Raw genomic sequence first — 23,445 nt, forward strand, 5'->3', positions numbered from 1 at the left:
CGCCGGGGTTACTTTGTGCCGTCAGACTCCTACCTGGAGAACATCGTTCAGGGTGACCAGGGCGAGATGGCGTTCCTTGATGATGTCGACCAGCTGGCCGTAGCAGTGGGTGACCGGGGGGAAGTTGGCGTGGCCGATGATGATCGATTGCGCGGCGAAATACTTGCGGGCGCACTCGATCAGGTATTCCTCGGTGATGAGGCCAGAGTCGGAGAGGGAGCCATACCACATGGTGGGGACGGTGTAGCCGAGGTCGGCGGCGATCTTGTCGACTGCCGCGTTGTGATAGCCGAACGGCGGGCGATAATACGGGGTGCCGTCGACACCGAAGTTGTTGCGCAGGAAGGTTTTCGTGCGGCCGAGCTGATCGGCGACCGCGGTGGAGCTGATCTTGGTCAGGGCGGCGTGGTCCCAGGTGTGGTTGCCGAGCTGGATCTGGCCCGAATCCACCAGCGGGCGCATGGCGTCGCGGTGGATGGTCCAGGATTCGTAGTAGCCGGTGACGAAGAAGGTGAAGCGGGCGCCGGTGTCCTTGGCCCATTTCACGTAGGCGCCGACGACTTCGGGGCTTGCGCCGTCGTCGACGGTCAATGCCATGGAAAGGCCAGGACCGGGGAGCGCGGTAATCGGCTTCGGGGGAATGATCGACTTCGGACCGCCCGGCGGGGGCGGGATCAGCGGCTGCGCGGGGGCAGTGGGCGGGACGGGGATCTCGCCGGCGGAACCGGCCGCGACGGGCTCTCCCTCGGCGGTCGCGCAACCGGTCAACGCCACGGCGGTACCCGCAGCCAACATCGCCAGCATTCGACGTCTATCCACTGCCGAACCCCCTACTCGAATCATTTGCGGCTGGCGCCGCAGTTCTCGGCGCTGAACTCCACCTCTTCCCTCCCTACGGGTACTCCTTCGTCGCACCCTTCGGTCAGTCCATCGGCGGAGGCGCGCCGAGAACCAGGCAGACGGTATCCATCGAATCCATCGAATACCTGAACCGACGGATACTTCTGTGCGAATTCCGGCGCCGACCCCTGGACGCAGCTATCGGCGACCATACCCGAATGGCGCAGCTCAGCGGGGTCGCAGCACGATCTCGGTCGGGTGCCCGTCACGCGGTGTGTCGACAGCGGTTCGCACCGCACCCGCCACCGTCTCGGCGGTGAGGAATTCCTCCGGCCGATACTCGCGGCCTTCGTCGGCGACGATCGCGCGCTGCATATCGGTGTCGATGCGGCCGGGGAACAGCGAGGTCACCCGCAGTGCTGGCTCTTCCTGACGCAGCGCGTCGGCGAAGGCGCGCAGCCCGAATTTGCTCGCCGCATACGAACCCCAACCTGGATGTGCCCGCAGCCCCGCACCCGAATTGATCAGCACCACATGCCCGTTCGCGGCGCGCAGCGCGGGCAGCAACATTCTCGTCAGCTCGGCGACGGCGATCAGATTGACCTCGAGAGTCGCGCGCCACTGCTCGACCGAGGACTCGGCGACCGTACCGAGATCAGCGATACCCGCGTTGTGCACGAGGACATCGAGCCGTGAGATCCGCTCGGCGGCCGCCGCCACCGCGGGGTAGTCGGTGAGCGTGACCGGCCAGCCCGTCGCATCGGGCAGCTCGGTAAGGATCGGCTTCAGCGCGTCGGCGGAGCGGGCGCCGAGCAGCAGGTCGTGGGTGGGCGCGAGTTCACGAGCGATCGCGGCGCCGAGTCCGCGGCTGGCGCCGGTGATTAGGGCGGTCGGGGCGGGCGTACTGGTCACCGTCATGGGTTCACGCTAATCCGCGGGCGGCGATCGGCCACACGGGCGTGACAACGGTGTATGGGGATCTCGACACCGTGGCCGTTTCCACGCGCGAATGTCGGCACCGACTAGTACCGTCGGACTATGACCGATCCCCGGTACAACTACGGACCAGCGGACCCGCAATACCCCCAGAACCAGGGCCAGCCCCAATACGGCCAGGGCCAGCCCGCCTACCCCCAGGGTGACCCCGAACCCAAAATCAATGTGGGCAAGCTGTGGGCGGGTGGTATCGGCACGGCCGCCGTGGCGGCATTGCTGGTGGTCGTCGCGATCATGCTGATCCGTGGGGTTCTCGGCATCGCGATCCTCTCGCCGGAAGGCGCGGGCGCGTACGGCACCGTCTCCACCACCTCTTACGCCATCGCCGCCGCGGGCGCCGCGCTGCTGGCCACGGCGCTGCTGATGGTGCTGCTGCTGGCGATGCCGAGCCCGCTCACCTTCTTCACCTGGATCTGCCTGCTCCTCACGGCCGTCGCGGTGATCCTGCCGTTCACGCTGGTCGCCGATCTGGATGCCAAGATCGCGACCGCGGCGGTGAACCTGGTGGTGGGACTGTGCATCACGACCATGCTCAGCTCGGTCGGATCGGCCGCCCAGAACACGCCGCGTCAAGCCGGGTACTGATCGTCACACCGCCGCCGGGATGCCATCGGCCCTGCACCGCCGCAGAATAGGTAGATGACCGACCCAGGTTTCACCTCGACGCAGCTCGCGGCCCGCGCGGCCTACCTCCTGCGCGGCAACGACCTGGGCACGATGACCAGCGCCGCGCCCCGCCTCTACCCACACATGTGGAGCTGGGACGCGGCGTTCGTCGCGGTGGGGCTGGCGCCGTTGAGCGTGGAGCGGGCGGTGGTCGAACTCGACACGCTGCTGTCGGCGCAGTGGAAGAACGGGATGATCCCGCACATCGTCTTCGCCAACGGTGTCGACGGGTACTTCCCGGGGCCCGCGCGCTGGGAATGCCGCAAGCTGGCGGCCAACGCGCCCGACGGGCCCGACACCTCCGGCATCACCCAGCCGCCGGTGCACGCCATCGCCGTGCAGCGCATCCTCGACCATTCCCGCAGGCACGGCCGCTCCACCCGGGCGGTCGCCGAGGAATTCCTGAACCGCCGCTGGCCGGATCTGGTGCGCTGGCACCGCTGGCTCGCGCACGCCCGCGACCCCAAGGAAACCGGGCGGATCACGCTGTATCACGGCTGGGAATCCGGGATGGACAACTCGCCGCGCTGGGACCGCGCCTACGCCAATGTTGTTCCGGGGGCCGATCTTCCGCCGTATCGGCGCGCGGACACCTCGATCGTCTCCGACCCGACCCAGCGGCCGAGCGACCGCGAATACGACCGGTATCTGTGGCTGGTCGAGCAGATGCGGCGCGCGAACTACGACGATTTCCAGCTCACCTCGGTGATGAGTTTCGCCGTGGAGGACGTGTTCGTGTCGGCGATCTTCGCGCTGGCCTGCGATGTGCTGGCCGATATCGGCGAGGAGTACAAACAGCCGCACGCCGACGTCCGCGAACTGCACGGCTGGGCCGACCGTTTCCGCAAGGGCGTGGTCGCCACCACCGACGAACGAACCGGTGCGGCACGGGATTACGACGTCCGCCTGCAACGCTGGATCAGCACCGAAACGCTGGCCATGTTCGCGCCGCTGATCTCGGGCGGCCTGTCCCGCCACGCCGAACGCGCCCTCGTCAACACCTTCGAAGGCCCTCGCTTCTGCGGCCACCCCGACCTCCGCTACGCCCTGCCCCCGTCGACCTCGCCCGTCTCCAAGGACTTCCGCTCGCGCGAATACTGGCGCGGACCCGTCTGGCCGGTCATGAGCTGGCTGTTCAGCTGGGCCTTCGCCCGCCGTGGCTGGGCCGAGCGCTCCTACATGCTGCGCGCCGAAGGTTTGCGCCAGGCCAGCGACGGCAGCTTCGCCGAGTACTACGAGCCGTACACCGGTGCACCCCTCGGCAGCATGCAGCAATCCTGGACTGCCGCTTCGGTTCTCGACTGGTTGGGCTAGTTCTCTCCGGCCTGCCACTCGACAGTGATGCCGAGTTCGCGAGCCAGCGTTGACGCCAGCCCTTCCGGGTCACCGCCCTGGATGGTTGCGCCGCGTAGCGCGGTTATGCCGTAGATGCCGGTGAGGTCGCAGTCTTCGAAGCGCAGGTTCTGCTGGATGCGCGCGCCGGTGAAGCGGGCGCCGACGAGATTGCAGCGTTCGAAGCGGACATTGCGGAACTCGGCGCCCTGGAAGTCGGCTTGGCGGAGGTCGCAGTCGCGGAAAACCACTGTGCGCATGCGGGATTGGGCGAACGAGGACAGGTCGGCACGCGTGGAGTCGATCAGTACGTCGCGCAGAACCCCTGCGGTCCAAGACAATCCGGTGAGACGGCCCGCCTCTACCACGGTTTCGATCATCGAGGAGTCGTCGGCCTGTACGTTGGCCAGGTCGCAGACGCGCAGCGTGGATTCGGCGACGGTGCTGTGACGCAGGGTGCTCGGAAATCGAACGCTGTCGAACAGGCAGGCCTCGACGCTCATGCCGGAAACGTGACTCTCGGCGAAGTCCGCGTCGCGATATTCGACGTCGGTCACGGTCAGTTCGTCGATCGGATCGTCGCCGGGCGGAATGGCGGGTCGCAGCGCTCCCAGCTTCGCCACCGCGGGCTCGAACCGGACCTCACGCTTGCGCGCCATGCCTACCACTCCCTGTCAGCCGATGTCCGCACCAAGATACGGGCACAGGCTGACAGGCTTTCGGTAACTATTCCCGGACACCCACCAACACCACTGGTCACACAGGTAACAAGCCACTACGGTCGACGGCCATGGACACCAAGAGCTGGAGTTCGAGGGTTCGTGGTTGTGTCGCGCTCGTCGCCCTGGTCTGCGCGCTGCCCGTTACCGCGCAGGCGGAGCCGAGCGGGCCGGATGTGTCGTCCTGGCAGCATGTGGACGGCCGGATGATCGACTGGCACGCGGTGCGCGCGGCCGGGCATCAGTTCGCGATGGTGAAGGCCACCGAGGGTCTGCACTACGTCAATCCGTATTTCGTGCAGGACAGCATCCTGATGCGAACCGCCGGGGTGGCTCGCGGCACCTACCACTTCGCCCGCCCCGAGCTGCCGCCGGAACCGCAGGCCGCGATGTACGCCGCGACGGTCCTCGGCCAGAACGGCCCCCTCGATCTGCCACCGGTTCTCGACCTGGAAACCGCGGGCGGCCTCGCCCCCGCCGCCCTCATCGACTGGACCCACCGCTACCTCAACGCCGTGCGAACCGTCACCGGCCGCACGCCCATCATCTACACCTATCCCCACTTCTGGAAGACCGCGATGGCCGACACCAGCGAGTTCACCGGATACCCCCTCTGGATCGCCGACTACAGCGGCGACGACCACCCCGAGGTCCCCGGCAACTGGCCCACCTGGACGTTCTGGCAAACCACCGACCGCGGCACCGTCCCCGGCATCCACGGCGGCACCGACGTCAACCGCTTCAACGCCGCCCATCGCGATTTCGCCCGCTTCGCCAACATGTCAGGACTGTTCGGCAGCAGCTAGCCGACGGACCTCCCCCGGTAGACCTCGTAGACATATGTAGACAAACTGCTCTATGCTGGGGTTATGAAGTCGATCAGCGTTGGGGAGCTCCGTCAGAATCCATCGGAGATGATTGCCGATGTCGAGTCAGGAGAGGTCTACGAGCTGACTCGGCACAACCACCGCGTCGGCTACATCGTGCCCGCGGCGTCATCGGCGCGCATCATCGAGCGCAAGGTTGCCGGTCCCGCTCGCACCAGCGAACTCCCCCGACGTGAACTGCGCACCGCGAGCTCCATCGACGAACTGCTCGAATCCGAGAAGGGCGATTGGTGAAGGCGTACTACCTCGATACGTCGATCGCCGTGCGAATTCTGTTCGGGCATTCACCAGAGGCAGCCCGGTGGTTCGACACCGCCACGGGCGACTTGGATGTTTCAGTTGTTTCGTCACGTCTACTGCGGACCGAACTCACCCGCGTACTGCGCCGCGAAGGACATCCGGTTCTCGATCGCGACCACATCCTCGACCGGATCGGCATCATCCCGCTCGACCACGCCGTCTTGCATGAGGCCGAGGCGATTATCTCGCACGTCAATTCGCTCGATGCCATTCATCTGGCATCAGCCCTACGCAGCGGGTTGGACGACATCACCATCGTGACGCATGACAAGAACATGACCGCGGTCGCCGAACAACTCGGCTTCCCCGTGCATGACCCCGTTAGATGAGCACCGCCGAGACCGCGGCGATCCTGGCAGACCCGGAGACGTTGATGCGGATGGCCCAATCGGAGGCTGCGCTCGCACGTGGCGAAGTTGTCACCGCGGACGAGCTGGCCGCGGCTATGGCCGAGCGCAGAAATGACGAAACCGCTACTCGCCCAGCCGAGTAGCGGTTTCGTCAGCGGATCGGGGATCGGCTATACGCCGATTCGTCCGCCGTTCTTCTTCCAGACCACCGCGACCGAGGGGCGGGGTTGGGTGGTGCCGCCGTCGGGCCAGTTCGACAGGGGCTTGTCCACGGTGGCGTCGTCGCCCTCGCCGGGGTGCTGCACGCAGACCAGCACCTGCTTCTCGGTGATGACCGGACCACAGGTTTCGCCGCCACGCGGGACGGTGAGGAACTGCTTGGTCTCACCGCGGTTGGGGCCGTCGAGGACCACCGAGAACAGGCCGTCGTTGGACTTCAGCGCGTTGCCGTCGGTGGAGATCCACAGGTTGCCGTACGGGTCGAAGGCCAGGTTGTCCGGGCAGGAGATCGGGCTGACCTTGGTCTTGTCGAAACCGCTGAAGTAGGTGTCGGCGGTGGTGGGGTCACCGCAGACCAGCAGCAGCGTCCAGGTGAAGTCGGTGCCGGTGTGGTTGTCGGTGAGCTCGAGGACCTGGCCGTTCTTGTTCAGCTTGCGCGGGTTGGCCTCGTCGACGCCCGCCTTGCCGTCGGCACCGCGGTTGGTGTTGTTGGTGAGCGCGACGTAGACCTTGCCGGTCTTCGGGTTGGTCTCGAAGTCCTCGGGGCGGTCCATCTTGGTGGCGCCGACCTTGTCACCGGCCTGGCGGGTGAACACCGCGACCTCTTCGGCGGACATGCCGTCGACCAGGGACTTACCCTTGCCGTCGGCGCCGGTCTCGAGCAGCGGGATCCACTGGCCCTTGCCGGTGAAACCGCCGGTGGGAACCTTGCCGGAGCCGTCGATCTCGGCCGCGTGGTCGCCGGTGAGCTTGGCGACGTAGAGGGTGCCCTCGTCGAGGATGGTCATGTTGTGGCGCATGGCCGCCGCGCCGACGCCCGACTGCACCTTCTTGGTGGAGACGAACTTGTACATGTAGTCGAAGCGCTCGTCGTCACCGCTGTAGGCCACGACGCTGCCGTCGCCGGTCACGTGGATGGTGGCGGCCTCGTGCTTGAACCGGCCGAGCGAGGTGTGCTTGACGGGCGCCGAGGCGGCGTCCCACGGGTTGACCTCGACGACGTAACCGAAGCGGTTGACCTCGTTGGGCTCCTGGGCAACGTCGAAGCGCGGGTCGAAGGTCTCCCACTTGCGCTCGGAAGCCGTGCCCTCGATGCCGTAGCGCTTCAGGCGGGCCGCGGCGGCCGGCTCGGTGACGCTCGCGGCGTTGCCGAAGTACTGGTTGAAGTTCTCTTCACCCGAAAGCACCGTGCCCCAAGGGGTTACACCGCCCGAGCAGTTGTTCAGGGTGCCGAGCACCTTGGCGCCGGTGGGGTCGGCCTTGGTCTTGAGCAGCGCGCTGCCCGCGGCCGGGCCCTTGACCTCGAACTCGGTGGTCGCGGTGATGCGCCGGTTGTACTTGCCGAACGCGGGCGTCAGCTTGCCCGAGCCGGACTGACCGTGCACCTCGACGACGCTGAGACCGTGCGAGGCCAGCGCGATGTCGAACTGCTCGCGGGTCGGCGCGTCCTTCTTGTAGCCGCGGAACATCATCGGCTCGGTGCTGTACTCGTGGCTCACGACCAGCAGGTACTTGTCGGTCTGGCCCTCGATCGGCAGCAGGCCGGCGAAGTCGCAGTTGTAGCCGAACTGCTTGGCAGCGGCGGCGGGGGTCTGCTTGTCGAAGTCGAACGCGGGTGCGCCCTCGACCACGGCGTCGCCCCAGCGGATCAGCACCGACTGCTCGTAGCCTTCCGGAATGACTACCGCGTCTTCCTTGTTCGGCGCGACGGCGGTGAAGCCGGTGCCGGTGCCGGGCGAGCCGGTGGGAGTCGAGCCGGTGTCGGAGCTGTCATCGCCGCAGGCGGCCAGCATGCTCACGGCGCCGACGCCGAGTACGACGGCGGCGCCGCCCTTGATCAGGCCACGACGGTTGAGTCCGGCGACGATGTCACCGAAGTACTCACCGCCGGAGGTGTTGGGCACCTCGTGGAAGCAGGCATTGCCGCACTTGTATTCACAGGTCAGGGCGGCGCGTGCCGACTGACCGTCGTGCTTGACGAACAGGGCGAGCGGTTTCGGACTCACGGTGACTCCTGAGTAGAACGGACTCCGGGCACCGTAAGCAGCGCAAGCGAGCCGTCGGGAACGCGAAGATGAACGCGCGACCAAAACTCGGCGCGCGCTGTGACCGATCACGAGGATCAGGCACAGCGCGCGCTCGGCGAGTATGGAGTTGTCATCAGGCGTTGACCGGGAGCGAGATCACCACCTCCTGCTCGTTGCCCGGCAGGTAGTGCACCTGCAGGATCCGGCCGACCTGCACCGCACCGACCGCCGTCGGGGGCAGGTACTTCTCGGCGCGGGTCTCGAAGGTGGTGCCGTCGGGGCGGGTGACCACCAGGCCGAGCGTGATCTCGGTGTACCCGCCGCGGATGCGACCGGGGACGTCGAGGCTGCGAACCACCGCTTGGGCGGCGATGCCGAGTTCGGCGATGTCGAGCTTGCCGCGGGTGGTGATGCCCTTGCGGATCAGGGATTCGTTCATCGCCCGCTGGGCGGCGCCGTTGTCACCGGAGCGGTCGACCTCGACCTTGTCCGTACGGCCCGGCAGGTACCGGACCGGCAGGACCACACCCGGCTGCAGCAAGGCCAGCTCGGTGAGCGGGACGATCATCTTGGCGTGCGAATCGAAGACCTTTCCATCGGACCCCTCGACCCGGAAAGCGATCTTGACCTGCGGTTGATCGTTCACCGAGACACCGGTCTGCCGGAACGAGACGATGGTGCCGATACCGACGGCGGCGTCGCGGAATTCGCTGCTGTTGCGGCCGGTGAAGGCCTCGAGGATGCCGTCGCCGGTGAAGGCGAAGATTATCGGGACGATGGTGAGGGCGATGATCGGCAGGGCCATCTGCGGGCCGACCCAGCCGAGCATCGCGCCGGTGTATTCGTCAGGGGTGTAGGTGAGGCCGTAGTAGAGGTAGTAGCCGACTGCGAGGATTCCGAAGGCGACCGCGGTCGCACGGAGCTTGGACTTCATGATTTCTCCTTCTGTGCTGTGCGACCGGGTCGCAGGTGGGGTCAGGCGCCGACGATGGTGGAGCAGGCGAAGGTGATGTCGAATTTCGCGGTCGACGGGCCCGCCAGCGGGTTGGTCATATCGGCGCTGATGCCCTCGCCGGTGACGCGGAAGGTGTTGCCGTCCTTGGCCAGGGTCGCCGAGCCACCGGGCTGGCCGTTGCCGTAGCCGACGGCGTAGGGCAGGCCGTTGGAGCCGCCCTGACTGCCCGCGATGGCGACGGCCTGGACCTTCTCGCCCTCGATCGAGGCGCTGACCGAGAGGCTGCCGTAGGTGGAGTTGGCCGTGTCGGTGAGCGCCAGCGCGAGGGTGCCCCCCTGCTTGGCGCAGGTGGTGTCGAACTTCGCGGTGAACTCCTTGCCGTCGACGGTGGCGGTGGACTTGCCCGCGGCCGGGGCCGTCGATCCGGGGGTGCTCGGGGAGGTAGTGCTCGGGGAGGTGGTGCTCGCGTCGTCGCCGCAGCCGGTGACGAACAGCGCGGTGGCGGCGGCGGAAGCGGCGAGGGTGGCGATCAGCTTGGCGTTCATGGTGTTTCCGTTTCTCTGGGTTGTGCGGGTCTGGGTCGGTGACCCGTTGAGAGAAAGGTAGAAACTCCGCGCCGCCTACCGATCCCAACTTTCGGCTCGGGAGGACGGCCTCGAACTGCGGCGCCAGCCGCCGAAATTACAGCTAGCCTGGTCGAATGCTCAGATCGCGCGCCATGGTTCTCGATGAGGTGTGGCGGGGGTTGGACGGTGTCGATGCGCTGAGTGGGGCCGCCGGTGGGCCGTTGCGGCGGACGGTGAAGTTGATTCTCGATCCGCTGGTGCTGCGACCGATGCAGCACCCGGCGCTGGCCGCGAGCGTGCTCGACGCGGACGGGATCGCGCTGATGACCGCGTTGGTGCATGCGCAGTCCGACACCTTGCGGGCCTGTGCGTCGTGGTTCACGGTGCTCAAGCAGGTGCGGCGGGCGCTGCGGATCACCGAGGGGAACGCGCAGGATCTGTACTTCCAGCGCTGCTTCGAGCTCGCGATCCGGTGGGGTGCGCCTGCGGGTGACGGACGGTCACGAGCCGAGGAGACCTTGCGAGAAGTCCACGAGAGCACGGGCGGTCGCACCACCGCCGCGCTGAAAAGCTATGTGACCGAACCGCATCGGGCCGCTGAGCTGGCTGACCTGCTGGATATCGCCTGGACTCGACGGCCCCTCGCACCCTATGGCGCCCGTGATCTGGCGACCGAACTGACCGAGTTGCTCGATGCGTGCACGCTGGCCCGTGCGGGGGATCCGGCAGATGCCGGGCCGCTGTTCGATGACATCATCGACGACCGCGCAGGCACCCATCGCGGGATCGCCCTGTGGCTGGAGCATCCGGTCGACGGCGCCGATGACCTGGGGCTCACCGCACATTCGAGCCCGCGACAACCCGAAGTCGGCGCGTCCGCGTCGACCTCGAACCTCGGACTGCCGTTCGACCGGACCGTCTACGAGCGGGTGTTCACGGTGCTGCACGGCAGTCTCGATCGGACCGACCTGCCCGAGATCCCGGAGCTGGTGACGCGGGAGATCTCGCGCAGTTGTTCGCCGTGGGGGTTGCTCGATGAATCGCTGCGGGTCGCCGCTGCCGCGGGTTGCGAACTGGCGCTCGGTCTCGCACCGATCGCCGACCACATCACCTCGGGTAGGTCAGAATCTTTCGGCGCATCACCGAATTCGGACGAATCGCGCGGCGACGGACTGCGGGATGCGCAGGGGGTCTCGCCTGGCGTGCCGACTTCCCGTGCGCACCAGGTGGTCAACAGCCGGTGGCGGCGCGAAGGCTATGTGCTGCAGGCGCGACGGTACGCGGTGCACGCGGTCGACGGGGTAGGTCCTCTTGCGGCGGTGGCGGCCGAGTTACGTACCCCGTGGCGGCCGTATCTGCGCAGGTTATGGGTGCGATTACACGGGCGGGATGTGCGGGAGATGCCGGTGTACGAGCCCGGTGAGTTGTGGGATCTGCTCGATGGTGTCGCTCGGTCGGTGATGCTGGATCACCGCACGCGGGTCAAACAGGCACTCACCGCCGAGGCGGCTGTCACGGAAGCGAGGGCCAGCTGATGACCGTGGTCGAACTGCGCCGTGCCGAGCCGGGCCTGCTCGTGATCGCTCCCGACGGAGCGCCGCTGGTCACCGATGCCGCACCCGCGCTCGATGTGATGGTGCTCGAAGTTGTTGGCGGGCATCTGAGTTGGGGACTACTCGACGGCACCGAGTTGCCCGCTGCGGTGCTCGACGATGTCGATGCCGCGCAATATTGGGTGTGGGCGGTCTACGGCGAAGCGGTCGCGTTGGCTGTCGCCGGAAGTTATCCCCAATCACTCACAGCCGTACCTGCCCGGCCGGATCTGGTAGCGGCACTGCGTCGACTTGCGTACGCGCACTGGGTAAGTCGGTGGTGGCCCGCGTCGACTGTCGATGGAATCCCATCGCTGGATTCTCGGCTGTTGGTGAACGACATCGAATTTCTGACTGACGCTTGCGAAATGGTGCTCGATACGGCGGCCCACGACGATGCCACGGAGTCCGGGCTCTTCGAAAGCCAGGGGGCGCACGATGCTTCCGCTGGGCGCGATACAGAGCGAGCTGAAACTCACGGTCGTGCGAACGATTACGCCCTGGCGGCGGGCGGCGCTGACCAGACCGACGGGCTGATCGTCGCGCGGGGAAGCGGTGGATGGGATTGGCGGTGTTGCCCGCCCGGCATTCTCGATGCGAGTGAGCGCGCGGTGTCATGGCAGGTGACCCGGGCGGCGGGGGTGTCCATAGTGCGGGTCAGTGTGGTCGCCGCGCCCAACTTTCGGCGCGCTGTTCCCGAACACCTTCGACCCTTCGCCCGCCTGCAGTCGGTTCGGGCGCAGCCGCCTGCGGTCGGCGTGCGACTTCCTTTGCACCTGCGGGGGGACACCTGGACGGGGGTGGCCGAGATACCCGGCCCTCCTGAAACATCGCTCGAGGTAGCCGTTTTCGTTCCCGGTGTCGGACCTGCCGACCCAGTGGAGGAGTCGGTTGTTCGGGACCGGATCCGCCGGTTCGCCCGCCTTCGCCTCAGTGATCCCACCGGCGACCTGCTGACGGCCGAAACGGCCGCGGCCGAAGCGGACGAGGACTTCTGATGAGTGTGCGCCTGGCGCAGATCGGTGGCGGATAGATGGCAGCAACCGGAAGAACGTCCGACCAGGACGACACGCAGCTCGCCGCCGGGTACGCGGCGTATCAGCGTGGCGATGTGGTGGCGGCGTTGGAGATCTTCGAGCAGGCGGCCGAGAGGGCGGCGCCGCGGTTGCGGAGTGCGGCGCTGATCAACGCGGCGAGTATGGCCGATGAGCTCGGGGATCACCGGCGGTCGGTGGTGTTGTTCCGAACCGCACTTGCTGAAATGCCGTCAGACGCAGCACATCAGCGCCCTACGGCGTTGGTGAATCTGTCGCAGGCCTTCCAGCATCTCGGCGAACTCGATGCCGCACAGGATGTGCTCGAGGAAGCGCGTGCGCTGCTTGCCGACAGCTCCGATCAGGGGGTGCTGCGGGTGGCCTGTCTGTTGTCGCTGACAGCCGTGGCACTACACCGCCAGCAGTGGGCGCGAGCGAGCACGTTGGCCACCGAATCGCTGGGGGTGACAGAGCGTTTCGCGCCCGAGCTGGCCGGGCACCCGTTGATGAACTTGGCGGCCTGTTCGTTCGAAACCGGGCGATGGGAACTGGCGATCGACTTCGCGCGACAGGGGGTTGCCGCGTTCGTCGCAGCAGGTGCGGATGCCTCGGTCGCTGAGTCGCGACAGAATCTGGCGACCATGCTGGTGCGCGCGGGCCATTTCGACGAGGCCGAGGAGCCATTGCGGGCCAGTCAGGAGTTCTTCGAGGCCGGTGAGCTGGGGCATTGGTCCGGGATCGGGGCCAAGACGTTGGGGTTTCTCGCCGAGCGTCGGGGTGATCTCGGCGCGGCGCGCGCACAGTACGAGCGCGCGCTGGACCGGTTCGACGCCACCGGCGCGGTGGTGGACGCGGCAGATGTCCGGCTCCGGCTCGCCACGGTCGCCTGCGCGGAAGGTGACCTCGCCGCCGCCGAAGAACTGCTGGACGCGTCGTTCGCGGTCTACGCCGCCCACGGACTCGGCATGCACTGCGCCCAGCTCGACTACTGGCACGCCGAACTTCTCCACACCACGATCGAACAAGCGGCACAACCTGATCCAGCCGTCTTGGCTCGCGCCGTCGCCCTGGCGATTCCCGCCGCCCTCGCCATCGACGCCGTCCGCCACACCCTCCCCAACGGCAACCAGCGCGAACACTGGCACCGCGCCGTAGCCGAACCTGCCATGCGCCTGGCTTTCCGCTGCGCCGCCCGCTCCGGCGACGGTCAGCTGGTCAGCGATCTGATCGACACCCAATGCGCGGGAACAACTCTCGATCTCGCTTCCTTCACCGAACCCGCGGGCTCTGTGCTCGACTTCGAATTGCTCAACCCCACCGTCGCAGAGCAGATGACCACACCGGCACTACAACTCGGCGCAGCACTCGCCGACGTCGCCGCAGCGGCGGGGATCCCCGTCGCACCCCCGCCCCGACTCACCGACGGCGGCCGAATACTGCTGTCGGACTTCATCTTCTTCGCCGAGCAACGCTACGGACACCCTGTCCGCGACCATCGGATGATCGCCCTGTGAACCCACAACCTGCGGCCGCGGCGCAGCCACCGAACCGCCGACCGAACAAGCCCGACACGGCCCCGACCGACCCAGCGGCCACCGCTGCCGGACCGACCGCCTTCATCCGAATGGCTGACGCGGGCGATGTCTATGTGTCGTGGCTGTGGGCCGATGATGCCCTGGCGCGTGGGGTCGCGGTGCTGCCGCGCGACGAGGTGCGCGAGGTGCTGCGGACGCTGGGCGACGCGGTGCCCGATCCCGCACGGCCCGAGGATCTGCGGCGGGTGATGACCGAGGGCGCCCTCGTCGATCCGGCTGCGGAAAGCGCTCTGGCACAAGCGCTGTCACGAACCTTGTTGCCGTACGGATTGGCCGTGCAGCTCTACGAACTGTCGCAACGTGGGGTTCGGCCACATCTGCGGATTCAGCCGTCCCCGCGACTGGCGCAGGTTCCGTGGGAGATCCTCGCGCCCGATCCCGAGATCCGGCTGCTCGATATCGCCGATGTGAGTCTGCTCGCACCAGCATCGGTAGTTCGTTCGCCGGAGCGAATCGTGCACAGCTGGAACGACACTCGTGATCTGCCCGTCGTCGCGGTGCTCGATCCGCGGGTACCCGGGTTCCGCGCGGACTCCGAACTCGGCTCGGTACTCGGTCGGCCCAGCCCGGAAAGTCAAGTGGCCCAGCACTTCAGCCGCTACGGCCCGCGCCTGGTCCCCCTGGCGGCTGATCCGGTCGAGCTCTTCCGTCGCGCCGACACCGATCGCGATTGGCTGTCCGCGGTCCTACGGCAAGGTGCGAGCCGGCTCGTCTACGTCGGCCATGTCACCGCTCCCGCACCGGAATCCGGGCAGAGCGAACATGCCGAACTGCACCTCAGTTGCACCGCCGACACCCGCGGCTTCGCGGCGACGAACCGCACCCACCGGCCGCTCTCGGCGAAAGACCTCCTCCTCGGCACCCACTCCCTCGACCCGTCGCCGATCCCCGGCCGCGACCTGTGGCCGATGCCGAGCCGCGTCGCGCTCATCGCCTGCGAAAGCGGCGGTGACCTGCGCTTCACCGAGGCCCTCGGCCTCACCACCGCGGCCATGGCGGCAGGCGCGGAACTCGTCACCGCCACCCGCTGGCCCCTCCCCACCGACCACGCCTTCCACACCCTCACCCCCACCACGACCTACCCCCTGCAATCAGCCATCTGCGCCGTAGACACCGCCCACGATTCCCCCACACCCATCCCCACCCTCCTGACCTGGCAAAGATCCCGCTTGGCCGCCTGGCGAGACGCACCGATACCCGAGAACTCACCCCTGCTCTGGGCCGCCTTCGCCACCGTCACCGGCTGACAGGCCTACCGGGCCGGGGCCCTATTCGGGGAGACCGAGGCCCGCTGAGAGGACCGGCCAGGAGCGGTAGAAGGCGTCGCGCCAGTAGCCCCAGGAGTGGGTGCCGGTGGGTTGGTGGTCGAAGGTGGCGGGGATGTCCAATTCGGCCAGGCGGGTTTCGAGGTTGCGGGTGCACCAGGTGACCGCCGCTTCGATGATGCCGCCGACGACGAGTTGGTTGGCCAGGCCGAAGGGGGTCGGGTTCATCATGTTCGGGTCGTCGATACGGTCATGTGGGCCGGGAAGGCCGGACGCGTCCGAGACGTAAAGCCTTGTCCCGCGCAGCTTCTCGGCGTGCACGACCGGATCGTTGGCCGCCCAGGCCGGATCGTCGTCGGGGCCGTACATGTTGCGCACATCGCCGCCGCCGTAGGTCTCCACGACCAGTTTGGTGAACTGTTTGCCGATCGGGTCGGCGATCTGGGCGCAGCCGCTGTAGCCGGCGACCGACTGGTAGAAGCCCGGCCTGGCCTGCGCCAATTGCAGGACCGCCGTCGCCGTCATCGAGTTGGCGGCGATGGCATTGACGCCGTTGGTGCCCAGTGCCGCGTCGACCAGGGGCGGGAGTTCGTCGAGGAGGAAGGTGCGCCATTTGTTGCGGCCCAGCGCGGGGTCGTCGTGCTGCCAGTCGGTGTAGTACGCCCAGGCGCCGCCGATCGGCATCACCACATTGACGTCCTTGGTGGCGAGGAACTCGCCGACATCGGTGTTCTGCCACCAGGTGGCCCTGTCCTCACCGCCACCGGCACCGTTGAGCAGGTACAGCGCCGGACGCGGAACGGATGCGTCCCTGGGGCGCTGCACCTTCACCGTGACGGGCTTGTTCATCGCGGCGGAGAAGACCAGCATGGTCAGATCTCGATCGTCGACCCGGCTCGAGATGATGTTCGAGCCGTTCGCCGTGGTCGGCGTCGCGAGCAGCTTCTTGGACGCGAGGATCGGGTCGTGCCCGTCGGCCAGGCCGTTGCCTGCGCCGAAGGTGGCGACGCACGCGGCCAGCACACTGCCCGCGACACCGAAAGCCAGTGCGCGCCTGATCGTTTTGCCCATCGACCGAAATTTCCCATCCATCAATCGGCAGGCATAACGCAGGCCGCCAGGACACAGACAGTATCCGGCGGCCTGATCGATCGTCGAGCCAGTGGTCCTACGGGCAAGCCCGTAGGATCAGTGATCGTCGTAGTGATCCGCGTGGGCGGCGTGGCGGTGCCCGTCGTGGATGTAGTCGACGTGGTCACCGTGCGGGACGGAGACGTGGCCGCAGCCGGGGCCGTGTTCGTGCGTGTGGGCGGTGTGCTCGACGTGTGCTGAGCTCTCGCACTCGTCGAAGTGGCCCTCGTGTTCGCGGTGCAGGTGACCGTCGTGGACGTAGTCGACGTGGTCGTCGTGCGGAACGGCGACGTGGCCGCAGGTGGGACCGTGGACATGCGTGTGCTGCGGGTGTTCGGCGTGCGTTGTGGTCATCGGCTCTCTCTTTCCGGTTTCCCGGAACTCGGTCCGGTACTGATCGAATGGAGCTGAAGCACTTCCGACATTAGCAGTTGCGCATGCGTTGCTGCGAGGCCCCCTTACCTGGTCAGAGGACCTGGTCGAGGAAGCGGCGCAGGCGCGGGGTCTTGGCGTCGTCGAACAGGGCGTCGGGGGTGCCGGTCTCCACGACGAGGCCCTGATCCATGAACACGACACTGTCGGAGACCTCGCGGGCGAAACCCATCTCGTGGGTCACCACGACCATCGACATGCCGCCCGAGGCGAGGTCGGCCATCAGCGCGAGCACGCCCTTGACCAGCTCAGGATCCAGCGCCGAGGTGGCCTCGTCGAAGAACATCAGCTCCGGTTTCATGGCCAGCGCGCGGGCGATGGCGACGCGTTGCTGCTGGCCGCCCGACAGCGCGGCGGGCCTGGCGTCGGCCTTGTCGGCCAGGCCGACGATCTCGAGCTGTTCGATCGCCAGCGCGCGGGCTTCGTCGGCGGACAGGCCGCGCAGTTTGCGCGGGCCGAGGACGATGTTGTCGGCGACGGTCTTGTGCGGGAACAGGTTGAACTGCTGGAAGACCATGCCGATGCGCTGGCGCAGCTTGTCGGGGTTGTCCTTCAGCACCGATTTGCCGTCGAGGAGCACGTCGCCGGAGTCGGGTTCGTGCAGGCGGTTGAGCACGCGCAGCAGCGTCGATTTGCCCGAGCCGGACGGACCGATGACGGTGGTGGCGTGGCCCGCCTCGACGTGGATGTCGACGCCGCGCAGGATGTGGTTGTTGCCGAGCGTCAGGTTGAGCCCGGTGCCGGTCAACGATGCGCTCATGCACCTCGCCCTTCTGTGATGACTGCCTGCTCGATCGGGTCGGCGGGGGTGGGTTTGCCGGTGCGCATGCGCTGGTCGATGTAGTTGACCAGGTGGGTGAGCGGGACGGTGAGCACCAGATACATCAGGCCGGCGGCGACCAGCGGGGACAGGTTGCCGGTCTGGGCGTTGAGGTCGCGGCCGACCGCGAACAGCTCACGCTGGGAGGCGAGCAAGCCGAGGAAATAGATCAGCGACGAGTCCTTGATCAGCGCGATGAACTGGTTCATCAACGCGGGCAGCACCCGGCGCACACCCTGCGGGATCACCACCAGCGTCATCGCCTGGCGATACCCGAAACCGATAGCGCGCGCGGCCTCGAGTTGACCGGGCTCCACCGACTGGATACCGGAGCGGAAGATCTCGCCGATATAGGCCGACGAGAGCAGAGCCAGCGCCACCGCGCCGAGCCAGTACGGGTTGCCGCCGGTGAGGTTGCGCACGACCGGGCCGATGCCGAGGCCGATGAGCAGGATGATCACGACGGCGGGCAGACCGCGGAAGATATCGGTGTAGACGCGGGCTGGCCAGCGCAGCCAGCGGGTGCGGGAAATGCCCATCACCGCGAGCAACATGCCGATCAGGGTGCCGAGCACGCCCGAAACCAACGCCAGGATCAGGGTGTTCGGCAGGCCGGTCTTGATCAGATCGGGAAAAGCCTTGCTGTACAACGACCAGTCGAAGAACGTGTCCTTCAACTGCTGCATGGTCGACTTCTGCGCGACCTGTTCGGTCTCCGGTGTCTTCTCCGCGGCCATCGCCGCGAAGTCCGGAAGTTGCGGTGTGGGTGCGGCTTTGGAGCCGGGCTTCCAACCGGGCGGGAGTTCGCGTGGCACCCAGTCGGCGTAGAGACGGGCGTAGGTGCCGTCGGCGATCACCGCGTCGAGGCCGGAGTTGAGCGCGTCGATCAGGGGCTGATTGCTCTTGGCCACCGCGTAGCCGACGAAGTTGTCGAGGCTGAAGGTGTTCTGCGAGACCACGATTCCGTCACCGGGCTTGATCGCGCCCTCGGCTTGGGCCGATGGCGCGACCCAGGCGTCGACCTGGCCCGACTTCAAGTTCGCATAGGCGGTGTTGTAGTCGGGGAACTTCACCGGATCCAGCTTCAGCTGGTTCACCACGAATTCGTCCTGCACGGTGCCCTGCACCACCGCGATGCGCGAGCCCTGGTTCAGGTCACCGAAGCCCTTCACCGCGCTGCCCTGCGGGACGACCAGGGAGAAGTAGCCGAAGTCGTAGCCGTTGGTGAAGCCGACGAGTTCGCGGCGGGCGTCGGTGGTGGTGATGTTGGACGAGCCGACATCGAAGCGCTTACCCGACACCTGGGCGAGCAGGCCGGCGAACTCGGTGCCCGAGAACTCCACGCGCAGGCCGAGTTTCGCACCGATCGCGGCGAGCAGTTCGTTGTCGAAGCCGGTGAAGGCACCCTGGCCGTTGACGCAGATGCTCGGCGGGGCGTCGGAGAGGGTGCCGACGCTCAGGGTGCCCGGGTTGAGCAGGCCGAGTTTCGCGGTGTCGATCGAGCCGACCGGTGCCGTCGTGGCGGTGGTGTAGCGGTCGGGGCCCGCGGTCTCGCCCGCGGCCAAGTTGGTCGGCGCCGCGGCAGCGGCGGACGGCCCCGGTGGGGAGCAGAGATCGCGCGCGGTACCGCTGTCGGAGCCACCACCGCAACCGGTCGCCGCGACGCCGACGAGGAGCAAGAGGGCGGCGATCCGCGCCTTGGTTCGTACACCTGCCATGCCGATAGACCCTAGCCGCAACCTTGCGAAGCGAAGGTTGCGCGCCACGCGCTCGCGGGTGGCGCGCCCATGCTATGCAGGGGTTATGCGAGGCCCTCTAGCAGTGCGGGATTCACGTCATCGCGCCATTCGATGGCTCGGTGCACCTCGGTGAGGTCGTAGTCGGGGCCGGAGACACCGACCGTGAACAGGGTGACGCCCGCGTCGTGCAGTGCCGTCGCGTCGTCGCGGCCCTGCCACTGCACCGAGCGCTCGATCCGCGACTCGTCGGTACCGACCTCCGCCGCGTGCTCGGCCAGCACCTTGTTCTTGTGCGCCAGCGTCGACAGATCGGCGAACGAGTGCCAGATGTCGGCGTACTCGGCGACCAGGCGCAGCGTCTTGCGCTCACCACCACCGCCGATCAGGATCGGGATCTCGCGCACCGGCGGCGGATTCAGCTTCGCCAACCGCGCCGTGAGGCGAGACATGCTCTCCTTCAACAACTTCAGCCTGCTACCCGGCGTGCCGAACTCGTAGCCGTACTCGTCGTAATCACGCTCGAACCAGCCCGCACCGATGCCGAGAATCAGCCTGCCGCCACTGATGTTGTCGACCGTGCGCGCCATATCGGCCAGCAGGTCCGGATTGCGGTAGCCGCCACCGGTCACCAACGCGCCCAGTTCGACCCGCTCGGTCTGCTCCGCCCACGCCCCGAGCATCGTCCAGCATTCGAAATGCGCGCCGTCGGGATCGCCGGTCAGCGGAAAGAAGTGATCCCAATTGAAGACAATGTCGACACCGGCTTCCTCGGCCCGCAACACCGCATCGCGGATAAGCCCGTAATCAGGGGCGTGCTGAGGCTGAAGCTGGACTCCGATACGCACCGGACGACTCATACCGTTAGCTCCTCGAGGGCTCGCCGATTGCTCCGCGATCGAGGCTACCCGCAGCACTCGGGGGCCGCTACGATCCCAGGCGACCCACTACTCGGATCGTCCGGCACGTTCCTGCCGGGATGGGATGTTGATCTACGCATGGCTACCGTTACCTTCGACCGCGCTACCCGGCTCTATCCCGGGGCTACCAAGCCCGCGGTCGACGCATTGGATCTCGAGATCGCCGATGGCGAATTCCTGGTACTCGTCGGGCCGTCGGGGTGTGGCAAATCGACCTCGCTGCGGATGCTGGCCGGGCTCGAGGAGGTCAACGGGGGGTGCATCCGGATCGGCGAGAAGGATGTGACCAACGCCGAGCCCAAGGATCGCGATATCGCGATGGTTTTCCAGAACTACGCGCTGTATCCGCACATGTCGGTCGCGGAGAACATGGGTTTCGCGCTGAAGCTGGCCAAGGTGTCCAAGGCCGAGCGCGACGAGCGGGTGCTCGAGGCGGCCAAGCTGCTCGACCTCGAGCAGTACCTGGATCGTAAGCCGAAGGCGCTCTCCGGCGGCCAGCGTCAGCGGGTGGCGATGGGGCGCGCGATCGTGCGGCAGCCTCGGGTCTTCCTGATGGACGAACCGCTGTCGAACCTCGACGCCAAGCTGCGCGTGCAGACCCGCACCCAGATCGCACAGTTGCAGCGACGACTCGGAACCACCACGGTCTACGTCACGCACGACCAGGTCGAGGCGATGACGATGGGCGATCGGGTCGCGGTTCTCAAGGACGGCCTGCTCCAGCAGTGCGCCTCACCGCGCGACCTCTACCGCGATCCGGCGAACATGTTCGTCGCCGGGTTCATGGGTTCGCCCGCGATGAACCTGTTCACGCTGCCCGTCAACGACGGTGTCGTCACCATCGGCGGATACCCGGTGCGGGTGCCCCGCGCGGTGGCCGAGGCAGGTGAGGGTTCCGTGGTTCTCGGCATCCGCCCCGAACATCTCGAGGTGGGCGACGGCGGGCTCGAAATGGAGGTCGACGTCGTGGAGGAACTGGGCTCCGACGCCTACGTCTACGGCCGCACCCTGACCGCGGGCGCCGGCGGCCAGACCGGGGAAACCATTGTGGCGCGCGTGGATTGGCGCAACCCGCCCCGCAAGGGCGAACGCCTCCGCCTGACCACCGACCCCGAGCACGTGTACTTCTTCAGCGTCGACGGGCGGCGCTTGCGCTGAGTCAGCTTGTTGGACAGCCGATCACCAGGCACTCAGGGAGGCATCGGCCGAGAGGGAAAAAAACCACCACAGCCTGGTGATCAGCTGTCCAATTTCTTTCGACGCTCGGCGCGGTCGCGGAGGTAGTCGTCGTTGACTCGGACAGCTAGGCGTTCGAGGGGGATTTCGGTGCCGTCGGGGGTTCGAATGTCCGCGCGGACCGGTTCACCGGTTTCGGCGTCTACCCGGAGTAGCGGCGGAGGGCCAGGCTGGAGGTAGGTGTCGCCCCATTGCCAGAGGGCCACTACCGCGGGGAGTAGGTCTCGGCCCATCCGAGTGAGGGTGTACTCGTGGCGGGTGCGCTTTCCTTCTTCCTGGTAGGGGCGTTTTTCCAGGAGTCCGGCGGTAGTCAGTTTGCGGAGTTGGGCTGCCGCGGCGGCGTCGGTGATGCCGACTCGGCGGGCGAAGCCGTCGAAGCGGCGGGTGCCGTAGTAGGCCTCGCGCAGGATGAGCACCGCCGAGCGGGTGCCGATGAGGTCCATGGCCCTGGCGATGGAGCAGCCTTCCGTTTTCCAGTTGCCGAGATCGGCCAGGGGTCCTTCCATCACTGCTGCCATGAGGGACATCATAGCCAATCTGACTTGAGTTGATGATAGTTAGGGGTTACGCTGACTATTGTCAGCTAGAGTCAGCGTTGTCGAAAGAGGACTTCCATGCGAGACGCGGTCATCGTCGAAGCGGTACGCACCCCGATCGGGCGGGGTAAGCCGAACGGCGCACTTCACGACATTCATCCTGTTGATCTGCTGGCGCACAGCCTGCGGGCGGTGGTCGAGCGCAGCGGGATCGATCCGGTGCTGATCGATGATGTGATCGGCGGGGTCGTCACCCAGGTCGGCGAGCAGGCGGCGAATATGACTCGGCGGGCCGCCTTGGCCGCCGGGTATCCGGAATCCGTGCCAGCCACGACGGTGGATCGGCAGTGCGGTAGTAGTCAGCAGGCGATTCACTTCGCGGCGCAAGGGGTTATCGCCGGGGCCTACGACATCGTGGTCGCCGCAGGTGTGGAGTCGATGGGGCGAGTTCCCATGGGCGCCAATCTGGTCGGTGCCACCGATCTATCGGGCGTCGCCTTCGCCGAGCGCTATCCCGATGATCTCGTCCCGCAGGGGATCAGTGCTGAGCTCATCGCCGCCAAGTGGGGATTGACTCGCACCCAGCTCGACGAGTTCGCACTCGGAAGTCACGAAAAGGCCGCTCGGGCAACCAAAGACGGGCTCTTCGCGGAGGAACTCGCGCCGATCAACGGGTTGCGCACGGATGAGGGAATCAGGGTCGGCAGCACCCTCGACACGCTCGCGACACTGAAGCCTGCCTATTACGACCCCGCGATGGCGGCTCGGTTCCCGCAGATCGGCTGGGAGATCACCGCCGCCTCGGCCAGCCAGGTCAGCGACGGGAGTTCGGCGGTGCTGATCATGTCCGGCGAGCGTGCCGAGCAACTGGGGCTGCGGCCCTTGGCCCGGCTGCACAGCTTCTCCGTCGCGGGCGACGACCCGTTGCTGATGCTCACCGCGGTCATTCCCGCCACCGAGAAGGTGCTGCGCCGGGCGGGTCTCGAGATCGCCGACATCGACCTGTTCGAGATCAACGAGGCGTTTTCGCCGGTCGTGCTCGCATGGGCGAAGGAGACCGGGGCGGACATGAGCCGGGTCAACGTCAACGGCGGGGCCATCGCGCTCGGGCATCCGCTCGGTGCGTCCGGTGCGCGGTTGATGACGACGCTGGTGCACGCCATGCGGCAGCGCGGGGCGCGCTACGGATTGCAGACCATGTGCGAAGCGGGCGGCCTCGCCAACGCCACCATCATCGAACGCCTGTGAACCCGACGGCGGCGCTCCCCGCGAGCGCCGCCGGTGGTCGTAG

23 protein-coding genes and 1 pseudogene are annotated in these 23,445 nt (G+C 67.1%); 12 read left to right on the forward strand and 12 right to left on the reverse strand.

Going from position 1 to position 23,445, the window contains the following annotated elements:
• Nucleotides 1-21 precede the first annotated feature (21 nt).
• A complete protein-coding gene (locus ACLJPD_RS09010) occupies nucleotides 22-804 on the reverse strand; it encodes a polysaccharide deacetylase family protein (RefSeq protein ID WP_410871974.1) in 783 nt (260 codons plus the stop codon).
• A gap of 264 nt (nucleotides 805-1,068) precedes the next feature.
• Nucleotides 1,069-1,758, reverse strand: coding sequence for an SDR family oxidoreductase (locus ACLJPD_RS09015; RefSeq protein WP_410871396.1), 690 nt, complete (start codon nucleotides 1,756-1,758; stop codon nucleotides 1,069-1,071).
• 120 nt (nucleotides 1,759-1,878) lie between these two features.
• On the opposite strand from ACLJPD_RS09015, the gene ACLJPD_RS09020 reads away from it, so the two are divergent.
• Nucleotides 1,879-2,421 (forward strand): DUF6069 family protein, encoded by a 543-nt coding sequence (locus ACLJPD_RS09020; protein WP_410871397.1) that lies wholly within the window; start codon nucleotides 1,879-1,881, stop codon nucleotides 2,419-2,421.
• Nucleotides 2,422-2,475: 54 nt separating this feature from the next.
• Nucleotides 2,476-3,816: a glucosylglycerate hydrolase gene (gene ggh / locus ACLJPD_RS09025; RefSeq protein WP_410871398.1), complete on the forward strand. Its 1,341-nt coding sequence runs from the start codon at nucleotides 2,476-2,478 to the stop codon at nucleotides 3,814-3,816.
• On the opposite strand, the gene ACLJPD_RS09030 is transcribed toward ggh, so the two are convergent.
• Nucleotides 3,813-4,493 carry a pentapeptide repeat-containing protein gene (locus tag ACLJPD_RS09030; protein WP_410871399.1) on the reverse strand — a complete coding sequence of 227 codons (681 nt, stop codon included), beginning with the start codon at nucleotides 4,491-4,493 and terminating at the stop codon, nucleotides 3,813-3,815. The two genes, ggh and ACLJPD_RS09030, sit on opposite strands and share 4 nt — an antisense overlap.
• A 131-nt stretch (nucleotides 4,494-4,624) precedes the next feature.
• Here ACLJPD_RS09030 and ACLJPD_RS09035 point away from each other — a divergent pair, with 131 nt between their 5' ends.
• The 4 genes and pseudogenes from ACLJPD_RS09035 (at nucleotide 4,625) to ACLJPD_RS09050 (ending at nucleotide 6,233) form a co-directional block, all read left to right on the forward strand.
• A complete protein-coding gene (locus tag ACLJPD_RS09035) occupies nucleotides 4,625-5,359 on the forward strand; it encodes a glycoside hydrolase family 25 protein (protein WP_410871400.1) in 735 nt (244 codons plus the stop codon).
• A gap of 63 nt (nucleotides 5,360-5,422) precedes the next feature.
• A pseudogene (locus ACLJPD_RS09040) lies at nucleotides 5,423-5,575 on the forward strand (type II toxin-antitoxin system Phd/YefM family antitoxin); the annotation flags it as partial.
• Nucleotides 5,576-5,670: 95 nt separating this feature from the next.
• On the forward strand, nucleotides 5,671-6,069 hold the full coding sequence (locus tag ACLJPD_RS09045) for a type II toxin-antitoxin system VapC family toxin (protein WP_410871401.1): 399 nt from the start codon (nucleotides 5,671-5,673) through the stop codon (nucleotides 6,067-6,069).
• Nucleotides 6,066-6,233, forward strand: coding sequence for a hypothetical protein (locus ACLJPD_RS09050; RefSeq protein ID WP_410871402.1), 168 nt, complete (start codon nucleotides 6,066-6,068; stop codon nucleotides 6,231-6,233). The genes ACLJPD_RS09045 and ACLJPD_RS09050 overlap by 4 nt, the downstream gene beginning before the upstream one ends.
• Nucleotides 6,234-6,260: 27 nt before the next feature.
• Here ACLJPD_RS09050 and ACLJPD_RS09055 read toward each other — a convergent pair whose 3' ends face one another.
• The 3 genes from ACLJPD_RS09055 to ACLJPD_RS09065 all read right to left on the reverse strand — a co-directional run bounded on the left by ACLJPD_RS09055 (nucleotide 6,261) and on the right by ACLJPD_RS09065 (nucleotide 9,836).
• On the reverse strand, nucleotides 6,261-8,315 hold the full coding sequence (locus ACLJPD_RS09055) for a PhoX family protein (RefSeq protein WP_410871403.1): 2,055 nt from the start codon (nucleotides 8,313-8,315) through the stop codon (nucleotides 6,261-6,263).
• A gap of 154 nt (nucleotides 8,316-8,469) precedes the next feature.
• Nucleotides 8,470-9,270: a hypothetical protein gene (locus ACLJPD_RS09060; protein ID WP_410871404.1), complete on the reverse strand. Its 801-nt coding sequence runs from the start codon at nucleotides 9,268-9,270 to the stop codon at nucleotides 8,470-8,472.
• A 41-nt stretch (nucleotides 9,271-9,311) separates the two neighbouring features.
• Entirely contained in the window at nucleotides 9,312-9,836 is a 525-nt protein-coding gene (locus ACLJPD_RS09065; protein ID WP_410871406.1) for a lipoprotein LpqH, read from the reverse strand.
• Nucleotides 9,837-10,009: 173 nt separating this feature from the next.
• Between ACLJPD_RS09065 and ACLJPD_RS09070 the strand changes: the two genes are divergently transcribed.
• Genes ACLJPD_RS09070 through ACLJPD_RS09085 form a run of 4 tightly spaced genes read left to right on the forward strand, consistent with a single transcriptional unit; the run spans nucleotide 10,010 to nucleotide 15,325 of the window.
• Nucleotides 10,010-11,392 carry a hypothetical protein gene (locus ACLJPD_RS09070; RefSeq protein ID WP_410871975.1) on the forward strand — a complete coding sequence of 461 codons (1,383 nt, stop codon included), beginning with the start codon at nucleotides 10,010-10,012 and terminating at the stop codon, nucleotides 11,390-11,392.
• Nucleotides 11,392-12,447, forward strand: coding sequence for a hypothetical protein (locus tag ACLJPD_RS09075; RefSeq protein WP_410871408.1), 1,056 nt, complete (start codon nucleotides 11,392-11,394; stop codon nucleotides 12,445-12,447). Before ACLJPD_RS09070 ends, ACLJPD_RS09075 begins: the two co-directional genes overlap by 1 nt.
• A gap of 35 nt (nucleotides 12,448-12,482) precedes the next feature.
• Entirely contained in the window at nucleotides 12,483-13,997 is a 1,515-nt protein-coding gene (locus ACLJPD_RS09080) for a tetratricopeptide repeat protein (protein ID WP_410871410.1), read from the forward strand.
• Nucleotides 13,994-15,325 (forward strand): CHAT domain-containing protein, encoded by a 1,332-nt coding sequence (locus tag ACLJPD_RS09085; protein ID WP_410871412.1) that lies wholly within the window; start codon nucleotides 13,994-13,996, stop codon nucleotides 15,323-15,325. The genes ACLJPD_RS09080 and ACLJPD_RS09085 overlap by 4 nt, the downstream gene beginning before the upstream one ends.
• 21 nt (nucleotides 15,326-15,346) lie before the next feature.
• Here the strand turns inward: ACLJPD_RS09085 and ACLJPD_RS09090 are convergent, their stop codons facing one another.
• From ACLJPD_RS09090 to ACLJPD_RS09110, 5 genes are all read right to left on the reverse strand, one after another.
• On the reverse strand, nucleotides 15,347-16,414 hold the full coding sequence (locus tag ACLJPD_RS09090; protein ID WP_410871413.1) for an alpha/beta hydrolase: 1,068 nt from the start codon (nucleotides 16,412-16,414) through the stop codon (nucleotides 15,347-15,349).
• 117 nt (nucleotides 16,415-16,531) lie between these two features.
• A complete protein-coding gene (locus ACLJPD_RS09095; protein ID WP_410871414.1) occupies nucleotides 16,532-16,828 on the reverse strand; it encodes a hypothetical protein in 297 nt (98 codons plus the stop codon).
• A 112-nt stretch (nucleotides 16,829-16,940) separates the two neighbouring features.
• Nucleotides 16,941-17,666 carry an amino acid ABC transporter ATP-binding protein gene (locus ACLJPD_RS09100; RefSeq protein ID WP_410871415.1) on the reverse strand — a complete coding sequence of 242 codons (726 nt, stop codon included), beginning with the start codon at nucleotides 17,664-17,666 and terminating at the stop codon, nucleotides 16,941-16,943.
• Complete coding sequence (locus ACLJPD_RS09105) at nucleotides 17,663-19,444, reverse strand: ABC transporter substrate-binding protein/permease (RefSeq protein ID WP_410871416.1); 1,782 nt, start codon at nucleotides 19,442-19,444, stop codon at nucleotides 17,663-17,665. The genes ACLJPD_RS09100 and ACLJPD_RS09105 overlap by 4 nt, the downstream gene beginning before the upstream one ends.
• 83 nt (nucleotides 19,445-19,527) lie before the next feature.
• A complete protein-coding gene (locus tag ACLJPD_RS09110; RefSeq protein ID WP_410871418.1) occupies nucleotides 19,528-20,322 on the reverse strand; it encodes an LLM class F420-dependent oxidoreductase in 795 nt (264 codons plus the stop codon).
• Nucleotides 20,323-20,460: 138 nt separating this feature from the next.
• On the opposite strand from ACLJPD_RS09110, the gene ACLJPD_RS09115 reads away from it, so the two are divergent.
• Nucleotides 20,461-21,540, forward strand: coding sequence for an ABC transporter ATP-binding protein (locus tag ACLJPD_RS09115; RefSeq protein ID WP_410871419.1), 1,080 nt, complete (start codon nucleotides 20,461-20,463; stop codon nucleotides 21,538-21,540).
• 80 nt (nucleotides 21,541-21,620) lie between these two features.
• On the opposite strand, the gene ACLJPD_RS09120 is transcribed toward ACLJPD_RS09115, so the two are convergent.
• Nucleotides 21,621-22,136 carry a winged helix-turn-helix transcriptional regulator gene (locus ACLJPD_RS09120; protein WP_410871421.1) on the reverse strand — a complete coding sequence of 172 codons (516 nt, stop codon included), beginning with the start codon at nucleotides 22,134-22,136 and terminating at the stop codon, nucleotides 21,621-21,623.
• Nucleotides 22,137-22,232: 96 nt separating this feature from the next.
• Between ACLJPD_RS09120 and ACLJPD_RS09125 the strand changes: the two genes are divergently transcribed.
• Nucleotides 22,233-23,402, forward strand: a complete 1,170-nt coding sequence (locus tag ACLJPD_RS09125; RefSeq protein WP_410871422.1) for a thiolase family protein — start codon at nucleotides 22,233-22,235, stop codon at nucleotides 23,400-23,402.
• Nucleotides 23,403-23,445: the final 43 nt, after the last annotated feature.

This window comes from Nocardia sp. A7, from assembly GCF_046549215.1.
Taxonomy (GTDB): Bacteria; Actinomycetota; Actinomycetes; order Mycobacteriales; family Mycobacteriaceae; genus Nocardia.